Here is a 1,486-nt window from a genome sequence, read left to right as displayed (position 1 = left end):
AACGAAAATGAATATTTAGTAACTTTCAAGGGTTATCGAAACCCTTGAAAATTATATGGAAACGGGAGAAGTAGCTTTTGAACAAATAGTAAAGGTCGGCTGTGGCCTTGACGTACATCAGGCGGTGATCGTAGCGACGATCAGCAAAGGGCAGAATGACTACCAAACCAGGGAGTTTGAAGCCTACACAAGTTCTTTGACAGAGTTAAGAGATTGGTGCAAGAGCCAGGGAGTTACCCATGTAGCAATGGAAAGCACAGGCGTTTATTGGAAGCCGGTATTTAACATACTGGAAGAGGACTTTGAAATCATTCTGGTCAACGCCCGCCACGTGAAGAATGTGCCGGGACACAAAACAGACAAACGTGACAGCAGATGGATCAGCAAGCTATTGTTGGCTGGCTTGTTAAGAGGAAGTTTTATTCCTCCAAGAGACATTAGAGAGTTGCGGGATCTTGTCAGGTACAAAAAGCGCCAGGTAGAACACGTAGCCAGTGAGAAGAACAGATTGATAAGGATACTGGAAGATGCCAATATCAAACTCAGTACTGTGCTTACTGAAGTTCATGGTGCCACCGGTAGTAAAATCATCAATGATATCATTGATGGTAAGACCAATGTGGATGATTTAATGAAGCACATTCATGGGAAGGTAAAGGCCAACCGGGAAGACATCCGTAAAGCCCTTGAGGGAAAGTTAACAGCCCATCATCGCTTTATGCTCAATATTATCAGGAAGAGCATTGAGGAAAAAGAAGGGATCATTGGAGAACTGGAGCAACATATCGACCAAGCCACTGCTCAGTATGCTGTAGAAATAGACTTGCTGCAAACCATCGATGGGGTGGGAAAAGACAGCGCCATCAGCATTATCAGTGAGATTGGTGTAGATATGAATCAGTTCCCTAACGAGCATCACTTGAGTAGTTGGGCAGGGCTGAGCCCGGGGAACAACGAGAGTGCGGGTAAAAAAAAAGTACAAGAACAGTGAAAGGAAACCGCTACCTGAAGTCTCTTTTGGTGGAATGTGGTTGGGGAGCGACAAGAAAGAAAGACGGCTACCTGAAGCGCAAATATCAAAGTTTAATTGCACGCAGAGGCAAAAAGAAAGCGCTGGTAGCAGTTGGTCATAAGATTATTATCGCCGCCTACCATGTTCTAAAAAACAAAGAGGCCTACAAGGAACCGCTATTGCACGACAGTGCTGAACGAAACAAGAAGCAGATCAAAAGACACTTAGCCAAACTAAAAGAGCTAGGCTACGATTTGATTTCTGCCGCTTAAAGAACTTTAAAAGGCCGGTCTGTTACTGGAGCGTCTTCAATGACAGCCTGTAGATGAAATTGGTCTAACAAACAGGTTAAGCACCCAACGATGTAGCCAATCCCGATTCATCGGGAGGGAGCACGAACATGAAAATTTACTCTCTTAACCTTGTTATTGATACTTTACTACTTGATCGAAACGAAATTATATACACATGAAA

The 1,486-nt window shown here is 43.7% G+C and carries 2 protein-coding genes; both read left to right on the top strand.

What is annotated here, in order from left to right:
* Positions 1–55: 55 nt before the first annotated feature.
* Positions 56–991: an IS110 family RNA-guided transposase gene (locus RIF36_RS22920; RefSeq protein ID WP_350149658.1), complete on the top strand. Its 936-nt coding sequence runs from the start codon at positions 56–58 to the stop codon at positions 989–991.
* Positions 988–1,284 (top strand): hypothetical protein, encoded by a 297-nt coding sequence (locus RIF36_RS22915; RefSeq protein ID WP_350149657.1) that lies wholly within the window; start codon positions 988–990, stop codon positions 1,282–1,284. The genes RIF36_RS22920 and RIF36_RS22915 overlap by 4 nt, the downstream gene beginning before the upstream one ends.
* Positions 1,285–1,486: the final 202 nt, after the last annotated feature.

The organism is Imperialibacter sp., assembly GCF_040222815.1.
Taxonomy (GTDB): Bacteria; Bacteroidota; Bacteroidia; order Cytophagales; family Cyclobacteriaceae; genus Imperialibacter.
The sequence above is the reverse complement of the archived record's forward strand: the minus strand, read 5'-3'. Positions and strand labels throughout refer to the sequence as shown.